This window comes from Bacillus sp. JJ1566, assembly GCF_036962685.1.
Taxonomy (GTDB): domain Bacteria; phylum Bacillota; class Bacilli; order Bacillales; family Bacillaceae_L; genus Ferdinandcohnia.
In genome coordinates, this window is the sequence record NZ_JBALOP010000041.1 from 49,717 (window position 1) to 64,886 (window position 15,170).

Sequence of the window (15,170 nt, forward strand, 5' to 3'; positions counted from 1 at the left end):
ACAAAAACGCCACGTCCTGTGGCATTGTCGACACTAGCACATCCTGTGCGTCGAAAGTTCGAGGCGGTGCAGTTTTGAGTAGCGGAGCGTATGTATTGAATACGTGAGCAACGGAAAAACAAGCCAACGAAGAAATTCGATGTGTCATTTTTACCGGACTTTTTGAACTTTCGATACAATTCGTGATAACGGAAGGGAAATTTGCATGAGCTATATAGATGAAGTACAAAAACGAAGAACCTTTGCCATCATCTCACACCCGGATGCCGGGAAAACGACGATGACAGAAAAACTATTGTTTTTTGGAAATGTAATTCGAGAAACGGGTACGGTAAAAGGAAAAAAATCAGGAAAATTCGCTGCATCGGACTGGATGGAAATTGAAAAGCAACGTGGAATCTCGGTAACATCAAGTGTAATGAGTTTTCCGTATGAGAACTTCTACGTCAATATTTTGGATACACCAGGACACGAAGATTTCAGTGAGGACACCTATCGTACGTTAACTGCCGTGGACAGCGTTGTGATGATCATCGACTCCACAAAGGGTGTCGAGCCACAAACAATTAAGCTTTTCAAAGTTTGTCGAATGAGAGGAATTCCGATTTTTACATTCATTAATAAGCTTGACCGTGAAGGTAAGGATCCTTTGGATCTTTTAGCTGAAATTGAAGAGGTTCTTGGTATTGAGTCCTATCCAATGAATTGGCCAGTTGGCATGGGGAAACGATTTTTAGGGATAGTGGATCGTTATAACAATCGGTTTGTTCATTTTACTGGTAATGAAGATGAAAAAATCATTCCATTACAGGAGCTGGAGGACGGCAAGCATCCAGGAATTACAGATAACCCGGTTTATGACAGTACACAAGACGAGTTACTTTTATTAAATGAAGCAGGAAATGATTTTGATGTAGAACGTGTCGTAAAGGGTGATCTGACACCTGTTTTCTTTGGTAGTGCGCTCGCAAACTTTGGGGTTGAAACGTTCTTTAATACATTTTTACAATTTGCTTCAGAACCTAAACCTCGTAAAACAAATCTAGGCTTAGTTCCACCAGAGGATGAAACGTTCTCAGGGTATATTTTTAAAATCCAAGCGAATATGAATACGAAACATCGTGACCGGATAGCGTTCCTGCGTGTCTGCTCAGGAAAATTTGAGCGCGGAATGAGTGTCAATATCACTCGTACGGGAAAATCAATCAAATTAAATCAGACGCAGGCATTTATGGCAGCAAGCCGTGAAACAGTTGATGAGGCATACCCAGGCGATATTATCGGAATTTACGACCCAAACGTCTACCAAATTGGTGACACTTTAATTGCTGGTAAAGAAGATATGCACTATAAGGAACTCCCTGTGTTCCCGCCTGAAATGTATCGTAAAGTTCGCGTGAAGAACGTTATGAAGGCAAAGCAATTTAGAAAAGGAATTGAGCAGCTCGTTCAAGAAGGTGCCATTCAATTATTTAGGCAGGAATCAAACGATGACTTCATTCTTGGTGCTGTTGGACAGCTTCAATATGATGTGTTTGAATATCGATTAGAGGCAGAGTATAATGTATCTGTAGAATTCAGCTCTCTTGGAACTCGGATACCAAGATGGATTGCGAACAAGGATGTGGACACACGTCTTTTTGATTCTAGAAGTTTACTTGTTCGTGACCGCAATGAACGATATGTCGTATTATTTGAAAATGACTTTACGTATCGCTATTTCCAAGATAAGCATAAAGACATCGAACTTATCGACTTATATGAAAGTAACGACTATAAAGGTGTATAAAAGCACCACTCTCAAACGCTCAGAAGCTTTTCTGGGCGTTCATGCTTATATAGAAAGGACCATGTATGAACAGAAATTTGTTTCGAAAAATCTTCAATCAAGATGAACCAAATATGAAGGTTATTACATTGCTACTGTTTATTTTAAGCATTCTATCCATCCTTTTAGCAATAGGAATTGGTCCAGTCTCCGTTCATCCACTAACAGTCACAAAAATTATTATCGCAAAACTTCCATTTCTAACCGTTGAAAATAACTGGACATTAGTTGAACAAAATATCGTCTGGGGGTTGCGCCTGCCTAGGGTATTATTAGGAATGATTGTTGGGGCCTCATTAGCAATTACAGGAGTTGTCATGCAGGCATTGGTACGCAACCATTTGGCTGACCCTTTCATTCTGGGGGTTTCATCAGGTGCGTCCGCAACCGCAACTTTAGGTATGCTGTTTGGCGTTTTTTCAGTTTTTGGAACCTATTCACTATCCATTAGTGCTTTTATTGGGGCTGCAGTAACTATCATTTTAGTTTATACAATCTCGAGAGTGAACGGTAGAATCAATGTTACACACCTTTTACTAACTGGTGTAGCTATTGCTCTCATGATGGATGCTTTGACAAGATTTATTACACTTAGTGCTCCGAATGCTTTAGGTTTACATAATGCCACATTCTGGATGTCGGGAAGCTTAGCTGGGGCAAAATGGGGGTATTTAACCCTACCGCTTATTGTTGCGATATTTTGTATGATCCTTTTAATGAGTCAATACCGTGCCTTAAATGCCTTGCTTTTTGGTGATGAAACGGCGGGAACATTAGGCTTTAATGTGTCGAGATTGCATAAAATATTAATTCTTGTTGCTTCACTTTTAGCAGGTGTCACGATTGCAGTTAGTGGTTCAATTGGGTTTATCGGATTAATGGTTCCACATATTACAAGGCTGCTTGTTGGATCCGACCATAAGCGGGTTCTTCCTGTAAGTGCTTTGCTCGGCGGAATTTTTGTAATTTGGACCGATGTTGCTGCAAGAATGGTCATTGCGCCGGAGGAATTACCAATTGGAATTTTAACAGCATTAGTCGGAGGGCCATTTTTTATATGGTTATTAAAAACAAAAAAGCAATGAGGTGAAAAATTGAAACTTAGGGTAGAGAATTTAAACTTTTCACTGAATGAAAAACAAATTATTGAAGATATGAATCTGCATGTCTCTAAAGGCGAGTTTATTGGAATCATTGGCCCAAATGGAAGCGGTAAATCAACCCTGTTAAAAAATATCTACCGTGCACTTAAACCGGATTCCGGGGTTGTATTTTTAGATGGAGAGAATATAGATAAAATGAATACCAAAAGGGCTGCGAAAAAAGTTGGAGTAGTCGGACAGGAAAATGTCATTCCATTTGATTTTAAAGTGGAAGAAATTATTGCGATGGGAAGAAGTCCATATAAAGGCTTTTTTGACGGGGATAGTACGACAGATAAAGAGATTGTCGCAAATGCCATTAAGCAAATTGGTTTGTCCGAAATGGAAAAACAAAATTATAGCAATCTATCAGGTGGGGAAAAGCAACGAGTCTTGTTAGGAAGAGTACTTGCACAGCAAACGGATTTGCTGCTTCTCGATGAGCCAACAAATCACCTCGATATCCAGCATCAGCTACAAATTTTTGATTTAATTAAGGGGCTGGGGGTTACCGTTTTATCAGCTATTCATGATTTAAACCTAGCAGCTCTTTATTGTGATCGATTGTATGTTATTAAGGATGGACGATTGTTGATGGGGGGAACTCCTGAAGAGGTGTTAAGTCCGGATTCGATTTACGAGATTTTTGGAATTAGGTCGGATGTAACGATTCATCCCATTACTAAAAAGGTATCGATCACCTTTTTACCCCATAGTTTACTTTATTCATCTGAAACTGAATAAAGTAAATGCCTCCGGCGGATGCCACAGATTTTCAAAGGAAACTTTTCGAACAATAGATCAAAGACTAAGAGCGCTACATCCAGTGGCAACGTCTTTGTGACCCACCTCGTGTGGGCCTAAAAAATCTGGGCGCAAATACGCCGATGCGCAATTTATTAAATAAGGAGAATTACAATGAAAAAACTAGTTTTGCTTGTAACCGGGGTTCTCATGTTGATAGTAGCGGGATGTGGCGCAGAGAAAGAGGACACGGCTACAAAACAACCCGAGGGGGGTTCTCTCATTATAGATAATTATGATAGAGAGGTAGAAATTACCGAAAAGCCTTCAAAGGTATTAACCTTAGGCCCAAATGCGACAGAGTTATTTATCGCGTTAGGACTGACTGATTATGTAATCGGAAATAGCTTGGACAATCATAGCCGTGGTGCTTTGCCAGAGTTTGAGGAGGACTATGCTAAAATTCCTGAGCTCACATACGGTTCTGCTACAAGGGAAGCAGTATTAACAAGTGGAGCCGATTTTATTTACGGAATCGATTGGGAATTTGGAAATGAAGCTCTGGACCTCGATGAGCTTGAAAGCTATGGAATCAAAGTGTATATGAATAAGGCGACAACGATGGATGAAATCTATCAGGAAATCCTCGATATCGGAAAGATTTTTAAAATTGAGGATCGAGCGGAAGCGTTTGTTGCAGAACAGAAGAAACAAATTGCGGCAGTGCAGGAGAAGTTATCAGGTCAGGAAGCTGTTGATGTACTAATATACGACAGTGGAGGTAACGGTGTTTTCACAGCGGGTGGTACGAATTTTGAATCGTTATTGATTGAGCTTGCCGGTGGTCGTAATATTTTTGATGATATTACAGACAAACAATGGACAACTGTTAGCTATGAGGAGGTCCTCGCAAGGCAGCCGGATATCATCTTGATTCACGACTATGACGCACCGTCGATTGAGCAAAAAATAAAAGATATTAAAAACGACCCAGCCCTCTCACAGCTGGAAAGTGTAAAAAATGAAAACTTCGTCGTCATTTCATTAGAGAGCGTATTGCCTGGAAACCGAATGGCGTATGCAGTTGAGACGCTGGCTGAAGGGTTTTATCCGGAATTGTTTAAATAGCAGGGTTAATTGCGTGTTTTACTTTACTAGTTTTGCTATATTTAAACTATGTTAACTTTATTCAGTAGTCCTCTACTTCTATATGTTAGGATGAACGCTATAGGATGGGCAAATTTAATTTAGGATTACATCCCACAGTTGAATAAAGTTAAGCCTCCGGCGGATGCCACAGATTTTCAAAGGAAATTTTTCGAGAAAGCTCGAAAAAATCTGGGCGCAAATACGCTATGGCGCATTTGATTGTTGAAAGGACACGAATTTAATGCTATTGAAACTATTGCTGGCGCTCGTACTTCCAGGGGTACTCGTCGTTTTCTTTACAAGGGTGACCTATAATTATTATGTGGGATTATTACTAGCGGTTGCTCTAATCGCTGCGTCCATCTATAAAGGGTATGCGGATTCCATTTTTATCATCATTGCGGATATCATCTCGCTCGGAGCGGGATTCTTGTATGCGAGAAATAAGGGAAAAAGATTGGAGAAATAAAAGCCATGTAACTTTAAGTTACTGGCTTTATTTTTTTTGAAGTTTAATCGAATATCAGTTCGTATTTTTGTTTGTTTTATGTCAGTTTGTGGTACAATGTTTCTATCGAGAAAAAGTCAGTGAAAAAATACATAAAACGGTTCAGATAAATCACGAAAAATGAATGGGAGGAAGGTAAATGAAGGATCAATTTGAATTAGTTTCTAAGTATTCCCCACAGGGTGATCAGCCAAAAGCCATCAAGGAGCTTATTGAAGGAATCAAAGCGGGGAAAAAATATCAGACCTTGCTAGGTGCGACTGGAACAGGGAAAACCTTTACGATTTCAAATGTGATTAAAGAGCTAAACCGACCAACCCTAATTATTGCGCATAATAAAACATTAGCTGGACAGCTTTACAGTGAGTTTAAAGAATTCTTCCCTAATAACGCTGTTGAATATTTTGTCAGCTATTATGATTACTTCCAGCCGGAGGCGTATGTTCCTTCCTCTGATACATATATTGAAAAAGATTCAAGTGTGAATGATGAAATTGATAAACTACGTCACTCTGCGACATCATCGCTATTTGAACGACGCGATGTCATCATCATTGCCAGTGTATCGTGCATCTATGGCTTAGGTTCCCCAGAGGAATATCGGGAACTCGTTGTTTCCCTCCGTACAGGAATGGAAATCGAGCGTAATCAGCTTTTACATAAATTAGTGGATGTTCAATATGAACGAAATGACATTGACTTCCGTCGCGGTACCTTCCGTGTAAGAGGGGACGTTGTTGAAATTTTTCCAGCCTCACGTGATGAGCACTGTATTCGTGTGGAGTTTTTTGGTGATGAAATTGATCGGATACGCGAGGTTGATGCCTTAACTGGTGAGATTCTGGGCGAACGCGAACATGTCGCAATATTCCCGGCATCCCACTTCGTAACCCGCGATGAAAAAATGCAAATCGCCATCAAAAATATTGAGGCGGAACTGGAAGAACGGCTGGAGAAGTTTCGTGAAGATGGCCAGCTGCTTCAGGCTCAGCGTCTTGAGCAACGGACGAATTATGACCTTGAGATGATGCGTGAAATGGGCTTCTGTTCGGGAATTGAAAACTACTCCCGTCATCTTACATTACGACCACCTGGTTCAACACCGTATACTTTATTGGATTATTTTCCCGAAGATTTATTAATTGTTGTGGATGAGTCGCACGTAACCTTGCCACAAATTCGCGGGATGTTTAATGGGGACCAAGCGAGGAAACAAGTATTGGTCGATCATGGCTTCCGTCTTCCTTCCGCATTGGATAACCGACCATTGCGTTTTGAAGAATTCGAAAAACACATTAATCAAATTATCAATGTTTCCGCAACACCTGGACCATATGAAATCGAACATACCGATGAAATGGTAGAACAAATTATTCGTCCAACTGGATTATTAGATCCAATCATTGATGTTCGACCAATTCAAGGTCAAATTGATGACTTATTAGGTGAAATCCAAGACCGCGTGAATAAAAATGAACGTGTTCTTGTAACAACCTTAACGAAAAAAATGTCTGAGGATTTAACGGACTATCTGAAGGATATTGGAATTAAGGTGAATTATTTACACTCCGAAATTAAAACCCTTGAACGGATCGAAATTATTCGTGATCTTCGTATGGGTAAATATGATGTCCTAGTTGGCATTAACTTACTTCGTGAAGGCCTAGATATTCCGGAGGTTTCACTTGTTGCGATTCTAGATGCTGATAAGGAAGGATTCCTAAGGTCAGAAAGGTCGCTCATACAAACGGCTGGTCGTGCAGCAAGAAATGCGAACGGAAGAGTTATCATGTATGCCGATAAGATAACAAAATCAATGGAAATCGCGATTAATGAAACAAAACGACGTCGTGAGATTCAAGAGGAATATAACAAAAAGCATGGTATTACGCCACAAACCATCCAAAAAGAAATTCGCGATGTCATTCGTGCTACGGTAGCTGCAGAGGAAACGGAAAACTACGAAGCAGCACCTAAGTTGACTGGATTATCGAAGAAGGAACGCGATAAAGTCATAGCTGATATGGAAACAGAAATGAAGGAAGCAGCAAAAGCACTTAATTTCGAACGAGCAGCTGAATTACGTGATTTAATTTTGGAGTTAAAAGCGGAAGGATGAAATGAGCATGGCATTAGATAAAATTGTTGTGAAGGGCGCACGGGCGAATAATTTAAAAAATATAGACATTACGATTCCGAGAGACAAATTAGTAGTCGTTACAGGTCTCTCTGGTTCAGGTAAGTCTTCCCTTGCGTTTGACACCATTTATGCGGAAGGACAACGTCGTTATGTCGAGTCCCTCTCTGCATACGCACGTCAATTTTTAGGACAAATGGATAAACCAGATGTCGATTCAATCGAAGGACTTTCGCCTGCGATTTCAATTGATCAAAAGACAACAAGCCGTAACCCGAGGTCAACCGTCGGAACGGTTACAGAGATTTATGATTATTTGCGTTTATTATATGCCCGCGTTGGGAAACCGATTTGTCCGAATCATGGAATTGAAATTACTTCGCAAACCATTGAACAAATGGTGGACCGAATTTTAGTATACCCTGAACGTACAAAGCTTCAAGTACTTGCTCCTGTCGTATCAGGACGCAAAGGTGCTCATGTAAAGGTCCTAGAGGATATTAAAAAGCAAGGCTATGTAAGGATTCGCGTAGATGGAGAAATGCTAGAGATTTCGGATGACATTGAGCTAGAAAAAAATAAAAAGCATTCAATCGAGGTTGTTGTAGACCGCATTGTCGTAAAAGAGGGTGTCGCTTCGAGACTAGCTGACTCACTTGAAGCGGCACTTCGTCTTGGTGAAGGAAGGGTCATCATTGATGTTATGGGGGAAGAGGAGCTTTTATTTAGTGAACTCCATTCCTGCCCAATCTGTGGCTTTTCAATCGGTGAGCTTGAGCCGAGAATGTTCTCCTTCAACAGTCCCTTCGGTGCGTGTCCTGAATGTGATGGTTTAGGAAGTAAGCTTGAGGTCGATCCTGATCTCGTGATTCCAAACTGGGATTTGTCACTTCGCAAGCATGCGATTGCCCCATGGGAGCCAACAAGCTCACAATATTATCCGCAATTGCTTGAAGCAGTTTGCAGCCATTACGGGATTGATATGGATGTCCCAGTTAAGGACATACCAAAGCCTTTAATGGATAAAGTTTTATATGGAAGTGATGGCGAGGAAATCTTTTTCCATTATGAAAATGATTTCGGCCAAGTTCGTGAAAATTTTATTCAGTTTGAAGGCGTTCTTCGAAATGTAGAAAGACGTTACAAAGAAACGAGCTCCGATTATATTCGGGAGCAAATGGAAAAATACATGGGTGAAAAGCCTTGCCCTTCCTGTAAAGGTCATCGGTTGAAAAAGGAAAGCCTTGCTGTTTTGATATCTGGTAAACATATTTCACATGTTACCGACTTTTCCATCAAAGAATCTTTAGAGTTTTTTTCAAACATAGAGCTTTCTGAAAAGGATAGGCAAATTGCAAACCTTATTTTTCGAGAAATAAAGGAGCGACTTGGCTTTTTAGTCAATGTGGGACTTGATTATTTGACGCTAAGTCGTGCAGCCGGCACCTTATCAGGTGGGGAAGCCCAGCGGATTCGTCTTGCGACACAGATTGGTTCACGGTTAACGGGTGTACTCTATATTTTAGACGAACCATCAATTGGTCTACACCAACGAGACAATGACCGACTTATTGATACATTAAAAGCCATGAGAGATATTGGAAACACGTTAATTGTAGTAGAGCATGATGAGGATACAATGCTTGCAGCAGATTACTTAATTGACATTGGTCCAGGGGCTGGAACACATGGAGGAGAAATTATTTCGGCAGGCACTCCAAAAGAAGTGATGGAGGATCCAAATTCCTTAACTGGCCAATACCTTGCAGGTAAAAGGTTTATTCCGCTTCCAGTGGAAAGAAGAAAGCCCGACGGTCGTTTTATCGAAGTTGTCGGAGCGAAGGAAAACAACTTAAAGAATGTAACAGTGAAGTTTCCTCTAGGTATGTTCGTTTCGGTTACAGGTGTATCCGGTTCAGGTAAAAGTACATTAGTGAATGAGATTCTTCATAAATCTCTGGCCCAAAAGCTTAACCGTGCAAAAAGCAAACCTGGTGAATACAAAACAATTAAGGGTCTTGAGCATCTAGACAAGGTTATTGATATTGATCAATCTCCTATTGGTAGGACACCACGTTCGAATCCAGCTACCTACACAGGGGTGTTTGACGATATTCGCGATTTGTTTGCTAACACAAATGAGGCTAAGGTAAGAGGTTACAAAAAAGGTCGTTTTAGCTTCAACGTGAAAGGTGGACGCTGTGAAGCATGCCGTGGAGATGGGATTATTAAAATCGAAATGCACTTCCTTCCGGATGTCTATGTTCCATGTGAGGTTTGTCATGGTAAACGCTATAACCGTGAAACATTAGAAGTAAAGTACAAAGATAAAAACATCTCAGATATCTTAGACATGACGGTTGAAGAGGCGGTTTCGTACTTCGAAAACATCCCGCGTATCAAGCGTAAAATCGAAACACTTTATGATGTTGGACTAGGCTATGTTAAATTAGGACAACCAGCGACAACATTATCCGGTGGAGAAGCACAGCGTGTGAAGCTCGCTTCCGAATTACATCGTCGCTCCAACGGAAAGACGTTTTATATTCTGGATGAGCCTACAACCGGACTACATGTGGATGACATCGCAAGATTACTCAAGGTATTACAGAGACTTGTGGAAAATGGAGATACAGTTCTTGTAATTGAGCATAATATCGATGTCATAAAAACAGCTGATTACATCATCGACCTTGGACCAGAGGGCGGGGACAAAGGTGGCACCATCGTAGGAACAGGTACACCAGAAGAAATCTCAAGCATCGAAGCCTCGCACACCGGACACTACCTAAAACCAGTCCTTGAACGCGACCGCCAGCGAATGAAAGAACTAATTAAAGAAAAAGAAACCGTGACGAAATAAAGGAACCAGGGGGACGGTTCTTGTGGTTCGTTGCATGAAAAAATTCCGTTTTGCTTAATTACAGGACGGAATTTTTTTATTATTTTGTAAGAGAGGTTTATTTTTGACCTCACCTCAGACAAATTATGGTAATCTTAGAATGATAGAAATATGCTAATAGGTGATACTTATTGAATGTAATTAGATATGTTCACCAAAATCCTTTAAAAGCCGGAATGGTTGAGGATATCTCAAGTTACCTATGGAGTAGCTATGGTGAATATATTGTAAAGTCTAAAATCATAGAAAAGGACTTTATTTTGGGATTGTTTCATAAAAATGAAAAGATAGCGTTGACCCATTTTAAAAAGTTTCACATGCAAGAGTCAGCAGAAAATATTTAGAGATCAATGACAAAAAGAAACTTACGGATAAAAAAGCAATTGAAATCATCAAAAATATCTGCGATATAGACCACTGTTTAGACCTTCAAAAAATAACAAATCCACTAACACGAGATGCACATATCAAAAATCTCAAATCAACAGGACTATCTACAAGACAACTAGCCAGACTTACCGGTATTAGCCGTAAAGTAATCTTAAAAGCATAAGGGTACCAAGGGGGCGGTTCTCTTGGTTCCTAATTCTGAAATTTCAAAAATAACTTAAAAGGAACCATCAGAACCGTCCCTATGGATCCTTAAAGGAGTTCAAAAATGAAAACTGTGATTCGTATTATTGAAATTTTGTTGGGAGCCATATTTCTAGGTGCCGGATTAAATGGGTATGTTGTGTTATTTGGTTTGGAGCCGTTTGCTCCAACAAGTCCAGCTGCGATGGAATTTTTGGGTGATGGCTATTTATTAGCGATGGAAAAAGGCATCGAAATTATTGCAGGTATCCTCTTGATTATTCGTCAGTATGTACCATTGGCATTGGTAGCTTTAGCAGGATTAATCGTCAATATTTTAGCATTTCATATTTTTGTAGATTCAGAATTGCTAATTTTAGCCATCGTAATAACCTTATTTGAAGGAATCTTAACCTGGCACTATCGCGAAAACTTTCGAGGGCTATTAGAGAGAAAGCCTAAAAGGTGACCAAGTGGACTGTTCTTTCGGTCTCTAACTCACGCCTCACAATTATATAAATTTAGGAACCAGTAGAACCGTCCCTGTGGTTCCTAAGCCTCGAGTCGTATTTTTACAAAATGTTGAAACCATTATTGTTTAGTTATCGTATATAGAGGTGTAAAGGGGAGATATAGAGTGAATACAGATAAATTAATTGCAGCGTTGTGTTACTTCAGTGTTTTCTTTGCAGGATTTATTTTACCTATCGTAGTTTATTTTCTTGTACAAAATCCAGCAGTTAAAAAGCATGCCCTCCATGCGTTGGTTTCACATATTATTCCAGCAGTTACAGTTGTTTTTATCATCATTCCGTTTTTCTTTATGTGGTCGGTGGAGGTATTTGCAGCAGCCATGGTGCTAGTTTTCATCCTGTTAGCCATTATTAACATCGGAATCGTGATCTGGAACATAGTAAAAGGAATTCAAGTATTAGCTCAAGATGAATTTTAAAGGAGGAATTTACTGATGAAAGAAGAACAAAAACGAATTTTAAAGCTAGTTGAAGAAGGAAAGCTTACAGCAGAGGAAGCTATCATTCTTATTGAAAAGCTTCATTCTGGAGAAGAAGCCGGGGACCCAGCACAGCAAATCAAGACAGAGCTATCGACTCAAGTTCAGTTCGAGCAATCTCAGCAGCAACACCAAAGCTCGTATGAAAACAAAGGGTCAGCGAAACACAAATTCATGGATTTTATCGATACTGCACTAAAAAAAATCAAGGATCTAGATCTCGACTTTAATTTTGGTAATGCAGTTGAAGTAAAACATATTTTTCAACACAAGGACGTATATATTACCAAGCTTGACCTTGACGTTTCCAACGGTAGTATCACGATTATCCCTTGGGAAGAGCGGGATGTTCGCGTTGAATGTGAAGCAAAAGTGTATAACATCGAAAACCAGGAGCGAGCGCGGAAAGCATTTTTAGAGGATGTACTATTCTCAATTGAAAATGGTGCGCTTCGTCTATCGATTCAGAAAAAGCAAATGAAGGTACATGCGAAAATCTATGTTCCACAAGAAAACTATGAAAGCATCAAGGCGCGCATGTTTAACGGACCAATTAGTGGGGAAAATTTACGAGTAAAGGAATTCCGTGCAAAAACGGCTAATGGCGCTATTACCATTGCTAACTTTGATACTGATTCAGTTGAAGTAGAAACAGCAAATGGTCACATTAACGCAACTCAAATTACTAGTAAGGATTTTGAAGCTGAAACAATTAATGGTACAGTAACAGCAACAGGCCTTTTTGAAAAAGTAGACCTACAAAGCTTTAACGGAAATATTACATGTGACCTTCAAGGAGATATCTGCCACACTGCATTTGTTAAAACGACAACCGGTGGCATTGATATGTTCATTGCGGGCGACTACCAAGTTGACGGGGAATTAAAATCAAACCTTGGTAGCTTTAAGTCAGAGCTTCCGATGATGTCAGTCATTGAAGAGAAAAACGAGGTTGTTCAGAAGTCACTTCGCTTTAAGGCAAATGAAGAAAAAGTACAAAAGCTTCATTTATTTGCCGAAACAAAAACAGGCTCAATTACGATTAAACCACTATGAGGTGTTTACTATGAAAAAGAAATTATACCGCTCCACCCGAAATAGAATGCTAGGAGGCGTGCTCGGAGGTCTTGCGGATTACACCGGAATTGATGCATCCCTTTTACGTATTCTTGCGGTCGTCGGATTCTTCTTAGGAGTGGGTTCCCTAGGTCTCATTTATCTCGTTTGGATATTTATTGTACCAAATGAAGGAGATGCTTATAGGTAATGAGATGGATTGCAAGCATAATTGTTAATAGCATCGTACTCATGGTTGTCGCAGGCTATGTTGACACTTTCCATTTAGAAGGTGTTGGCGCAGCAATCACGGCAAGTATCATCCTATCGATTTTAAATGTTATCGTAAAACCCATTCTCATACTCTTAACCTTACCTGTAACGGTTCTATCATTAGGTTTATTTTTATTCGTCATAAATGCCATTACCTTAATGCTGACACAATCCCTAATGGGCGACACCTTCATCATCGAGGGATTTGGCACCGCGGTACTTGCAGCAGTCATTATCTCAATTTTAAACCTATTGATTCAAAAGGTAATCGTCGAACCACTTCAGGAGAAAAAGAAGAAATAATGTTAAATGCCTATCAGATTTGGTAGGCATTTTTGATGTGGTTGCGCTAGTCCATGCAGGATTAGCGTATTTTTTGTTGAACTTATATTAATCGAATCTTTTTAATGGCTAGAGGGGAGGACGTTTTGAGCAGAGTTGATTTTATTCGAAATGAAGAAAAGAAATACCATGATTTTTGTTATGAAAACTATAAATTATTTGAAGAGGGATCTTGGTTATACAAGCCTGTCAAAACAGTGGTTGAGCTATTACCATTTTTTTTTGATAAAAAGAATATTTCTGTATTGGATTTAGGTTGTGGAGTCGGAAGGAATAGTATTCCTATCGCTAAAGAAATCAAAAATAACCGGGGGAATGTGGTGTGTGTTGACTTGTTATCCTCGGCAATAGATAAACTTAGTCTTTATGCTAAAGAGTATGAGGTAGAGGATGTAATCGAACTGGTTAAAACAGACATAGGATACTATCAAATTATGAAAAACCAATTTGATTTCATCGTTGCTGTATCAAGTCTTGAACATGTATCCTCCGAATCTGTATTTGATAAAGTTTTACAAAATATGACCCAAGGTACAAAAAAGGATGGAATCAATTGTATCATTGTTAATTCCGAAGTATCTGAAACCGATATAGAAACGAATAAAAAGCTCGATGCGCTGATGGAAATAAATCTAGCAACAGAGGCTATGATAAATAAGCTAAACCATTTCTATAAGGGATGGAAGGTAATGAACCAATTGGTAAAGCCATTAGAATATAAAATTGTTCGAAATGGTAGAGGTATTTTATTAAAAACAAATGCCATTACTTATGTTGTTAGAAAAACGTTATAAAGGGGGTTACTCAATAATGGTTCCAATACTAGAAACCGAAAGACTTAGATTAAGAGAAATCGTACATCATGATGCTCAAGGTATTTTTGACTGCTTTTCAAATCATGATGTAACACGTTACTATGGACAGGATCCTCTAACGGAATTAAAGCAGGCCGAGCAGTTTGTTGAATTCTTTGCAAATAACTATAAAGAAAAGCGTGGAATGAGATGGGCGATTGAATTAAAGGAAAGAGATGGACTCATCGGGACAATTGGATTCAACGCCTGGTCTCCTAAGCATAAGCGAGCAGAGATTGGGTATGAGCTACATCCCCAATACTGGCGTAAGGGCTACGTTACCGAGGCTGCTTCAAAAGTAATTTCATACGGATTTAACGAACTGGGTTTAACTCGCATTGGTGCGGTTGTTTTTCTTGAGAACAAAGCATCAAATGATTTATTAACAAAGCTTGGCTTTGAAAAAGAAGGTATCTTGCGAGGGTATATGTATCAAAATGGAGTGCCACATGATACGAATGTTTACTCGTTGTTAAGATGAAATGATTCAAAGACATTCTTTTAGTGGAGTGTCTTTGACAATGTTTATCTCGGACATATAAATCTAGTATCTTAAAGGAATTGTCTTTGAGATTGCTTCTCGGAGACAAATCCAACAGGTTTTTCGGTCAATCTGTCTCTGAGACCACTCCTCGAAGACAAATCCAATG

The 15,170-nt window shown here is 39.5% G+C and carries 15 protein-coding genes; all 15 read left to right on the top strand.

Features of this window, described 5'->3' with window-relative positions:
* Positions 1-205 precede the first annotated feature (205 nt).
* The 15 genes from V7112_RS15970 to V7112_RS16040 all read left to right on the top strand — a co-directional run bounded on the left by V7112_RS15970 (position 206) and on the right by V7112_RS16040 (position 15,001).
* Entirely contained in the window at positions 206-1,789 is a 1,584-nt protein-coding gene (locus V7112_RS15970) for a peptide chain release factor 3 (protein ID WP_335421552.1), read from the top strand.
* 65 nt (positions 1,790-1,854) lie between these two features.
* A complete protein-coding gene (locus V7112_RS15975; protein WP_335421554.1) occupies positions 1,855-2,913 on the top strand; it encodes a FecCD family ABC transporter permease in 1,059 nt (352 codons plus the stop codon).
* Positions 2,914-2,922: 9 nt separating this feature from the next.
* The gene (locus V7112_RS15980) at positions 2,923-3,714 is read left to right on the top strand and encodes an ABC transporter ATP-binding protein (protein WP_335421556.1); all 792 of its coding nucleotides are present in this window, start codon (positions 2,923-2,925) and stop codon (positions 3,712-3,714) included.
* Positions 3,715-3,888: 174 nt separating this feature from the next.
* Positions 3,889-4,842: an ABC transporter substrate-binding protein gene (locus V7112_RS15985; RefSeq protein ID WP_335421558.1), complete on the top strand. Its 954-nt coding sequence runs from the start codon at positions 3,889-3,891 to the stop codon at positions 4,840-4,842.
* Between the two features lie 262 nt (positions 4,843-5,104).
* Positions 5,105-5,332 carry a DUF2198 family protein gene (locus V7112_RS15990; RefSeq protein ID WP_335421560.1) on the top strand — a complete coding sequence of 76 codons (228 nt, stop codon included), beginning with the start codon at positions 5,105-5,107 and terminating at the stop codon, positions 5,330-5,332.
* A 178-nt stretch (positions 5,333-5,510) separates the two neighbouring features.
* Positions 5,511-7,490: an excinuclease ABC subunit UvrB gene (gene uvrB / locus V7112_RS15995; RefSeq protein ID WP_335421563.1), complete on the top strand. Its 1,980-nt coding sequence runs from the start codon at positions 5,511-5,513 to the stop codon at positions 7,488-7,490.
* Positions 7,491-7,497: 7 nt separating this feature from the next.
* Positions 7,498-10,371, top strand: a complete 2,874-nt coding sequence (gene uvrA / locus V7112_RS16000; RefSeq protein ID WP_335421565.1) for an excinuclease ABC subunit UvrA — start codon at positions 7,498-7,500, stop codon at positions 10,369-10,371.
* Positions 10,372-10,541: 170 nt separating this feature from the next.
* A complete protein-coding gene (locus V7112_RS16005) occupies positions 10,542-10,754 on the top strand; it encodes a hypothetical protein (RefSeq protein WP_335421567.1) in 213 nt (70 codons plus the stop codon).
* Positions 10,755-11,068: 314 nt separating this feature from the next.
* Positions 11,069-11,452: a hypothetical protein gene (locus tag V7112_RS16010; protein ID WP_335421569.1), complete on the top strand. Its 384-nt coding sequence runs from the start codon at positions 11,069-11,071 to the stop codon at positions 11,450-11,452.
* 168 nt (positions 11,453-11,620) lie between these two features.
* Positions 11,621-11,935 carry a DUF4870 domain-containing protein gene (locus tag V7112_RS16015; protein ID WP_335421571.1) on the top strand — a complete coding sequence of 105 codons (315 nt, stop codon included), beginning with the start codon at positions 11,621-11,623 and terminating at the stop codon, positions 11,933-11,935.
* Positions 11,936-11,950: 15 nt separating this feature from the next.
* Positions 11,951-13,051: a DUF4097 family beta strand repeat-containing protein gene (locus V7112_RS16020; RefSeq protein WP_335421573.1), complete on the top strand. Its 1,101-nt coding sequence runs from the start codon at positions 11,951-11,953 to the stop codon at positions 13,049-13,051.
* Between the two features lie 10 nt (positions 13,052-13,061).
* Positions 13,062-13,262 (top strand): PspC domain-containing protein, encoded by a 201-nt coding sequence (locus tag V7112_RS16025; protein ID WP_335421575.1) that lies wholly within the window; start codon positions 13,062-13,064, stop codon positions 13,260-13,262.
* Entirely contained in the window at positions 13,262-13,627 is a 366-nt protein-coding gene (locus V7112_RS16030) for a phage holin family protein (protein ID WP_335421577.1), read from the top strand. Before V7112_RS16025 ends, V7112_RS16030 begins: the two co-directional genes overlap by 1 nt.
* Positions 13,628-13,752: 125 nt before the next feature.
* The gene (locus V7112_RS16035; RefSeq protein WP_335421579.1) at positions 13,753-14,460 is read left to right on the top strand and encodes a class I SAM-dependent methyltransferase; all 708 of its coding nucleotides are present in this window, start codon (positions 13,753-13,755) and stop codon (positions 14,458-14,460) included.
* Between the two features lie 16 nt (positions 14,461-14,476).
* Positions 14,477-15,001, top strand: coding sequence for a GNAT family N-acetyltransferase (locus V7112_RS16040; RefSeq protein WP_335421582.1), 525 nt, complete (start codon positions 14,477-14,479; stop codon positions 14,999-15,001).
* Positions 15,002-15,170 lie beyond the last annotated feature (169 nt).

Excerpts from the sequence above, each read along its gene's own strand:
- V7112_RS15970 (WP_335421552.1), top strand. The coding sequence starts at position 206 with ATGAGCTATATAGATGAAGTACAAAAACGAAGAACCTTTGCCATCATC.
- V7112_RS15975 (WP_335421554.1), top strand. The coding sequence starts at position 1,855 with ATGAACAGAAATTTGTTTCGAAAAATCTTCAATCAAGATGAACCAAAT.
- V7112_RS15985 (WP_335421558.1), top strand. The coding sequence starts at position 3,889 with ATGAAAAAACTAGTTTTGCTTGTAACCGGGGTTCTCATGTTGATAGTA.
- V7112_RS15990 (WP_335421560.1), top strand. The coding sequence starts at position 5,105 with ATGCTATTGAAACTATTGCTGGCGCTCGTACTTCCAGGGGTACTCGTC.
- uvrB (WP_335421563.1), top strand. The coding sequence starts at position 5,511 with ATGAAGGATCAATTTGAATTAGTTTCTAAGTATTCCCCACAGGGTGAT.
- uvrA (WP_335421565.1), top strand. The coding sequence starts at position 7,498 with ATGGCATTAGATAAAATTGTTGTGAAGGGCGCACGGGCGAATAATTTA.
- V7112_RS16010 (WP_335421569.1), top strand. The coding sequence starts at position 11,069 with ATGAAAACTGTGATTCGTATTATTGAAATTTTGTTGGGAGCCATATTT.
- V7112_RS16020 (WP_335421573.1), top strand. The coding sequence starts at position 11,951 with ATGAAAGAAGAACAAAAACGAATTTTAAAGCTAGTTGAAGAAGGAAAG.
- V7112_RS16025 (WP_335421575.1), top strand. The coding sequence starts at position 13,062 with ATGAAAAAGAAATTATACCGCTCCACCCGAAATAGAATGCTAGGAGGC.
- V7112_RS16030 (WP_335421577.1), top strand. The coding sequence starts at position 13,262 with ATGAGATGGATTGCAAGCATAATTGTTAATAGCATCGTACTCATGGTT.
- V7112_RS16040 (WP_335421582.1), top strand. The coding sequence starts at position 14,477 with ATGGTTCCAATACTAGAAACCGAAAGACTTAGATTAAGAGAAATCGTA.